At 32.5% G+C, this 1,277-nt stretch carries 1 protein-coding gene; it reads left to right on the forward strand.

The window, feature by feature from the left end; translation table 11 throughout:
* Positions 1–56 precede the first annotated feature (56 nt).
* Entirely contained in the window at positions 57–1,154 is a 1,098-nt protein-coding gene (gene trmA, locus A9G30_RS01930; RefSeq protein ID WP_065582710.1) for a tRNA (uridine(54)-C5)-methyltransferase TrmA, read from the forward strand.
* Positions 1,155–1,277: the final 123 nt, after the last annotated feature.

A 1,277-nucleotide genomic window follows, 5' to 3' on the forward strand; every position in this document is an offset into this window, starting at 1 on the left:
CTGGTTCAAAATTTCCTATTAAATAATATTTCTATAATAACCATCAGATAATAACTATGACTGAATGTTTTTCGATTGATAATTATAATAAGCAATTAGAACGGAAAGTAGATATTTTAAAAACATTATTATCAGACTTTTCTCTTCCCGAATTAACAGTCTATTCATCGCCAATTAGCCATTATCGAATGCGAGCTGAGTTCAGAATCTGGCATCATGGTGAGGAGCTTTATCATATTATGTATGACAAAAAGACAAAAAAACGGGTACGCGTTGATGAATTTCCTATTGCGACTAAATTAATAAATCAAGCGATGCAAACTATTTTGCCTTTATTACAGCATAATCATCTACTTCGGCATTTATTGTTTCAAATTGATTATTTTTCAACCTTAAGTGGTCAGTTATTAATTACGCTTTTATATCATAAAAAGTTAAATGATGAATGGATAATTGAAGCAAAAAAATTAAAAATGCAATTAGCTAAACAAGGCGTAAATGCGAGTATTGTCGGGCGCGCTAGCAACCAAAAAATTGCAATTGATGTCGATTATGTTGATGAGATTTTACCCGTAATGGGTAAAATGTTTACTTATCGTCAAGTTGAAAATAGTTTTACCCAACCCAATGCGGCGGTGAACATTAAGATGTTACAGTGGGCTGTATCAGTCACTAAAAATTTGTCGGGTGATTTACTAGAGTTTTATTGTGGTAATGGTAACTTTTCAATTGCACTGGCACAAAACTTTCGAAAAGTATTGGCCACTGAAATTGCTAAAGCGTCAGTTTATTCTGCTCAGCATAATATTGCCATTAATCATATTGATAATCTTACTATTGTCCGATTGTCGGCTGAAGAGTTTACCAGCGCAATTAAAAGAGAGCGTGAGTTTAATCGTTTAAAAGGAATTCATTTAGATGATTATCGGTGCGACACGGTACTGGTTGACCCGCCTCGTGCAGGATTGGATTTAAATACTATTGATATATTGAAATCCTATAAAACTATTATTTATATTTCGTGTAATCCTAATACATTGCGCGACAATTTGCAGTTATTGAGCAAAACGCATTCAATTCAACATTTTGCAATGTTTGATCAATTTCCTTATACCGATCATATCGAAACAGGCATAGTATTGTGTAAAAAGTAAAAGGATCTGATATTCAAAACAGGATATTTTTGCTACAATAAGCCCAATTTATGTGTGACTAATTATTGTTTTCAGTATATATACAGACTTGCGCCAAATTAGATAAAAAAAACCCTAGATAAA

The organism is Gilliamella sp. Fer4-1 (assembly GCF_001690515.1).
Taxonomy (GTDB): Bacteria; Pseudomonadota; Gammaproteobacteria; order Enterobacterales; family Orbaceae; genus Gilliamella; species Gilliamella apicola_C.

Excerpts from the sequence above, each read along its gene's own strand:
- trmA (WP_065582710.1), top strand. The coding sequence starts at position 57 with ATGACTGAATGTTTTTCGATTGATAATTATAATAAGCAATTAGAACGG.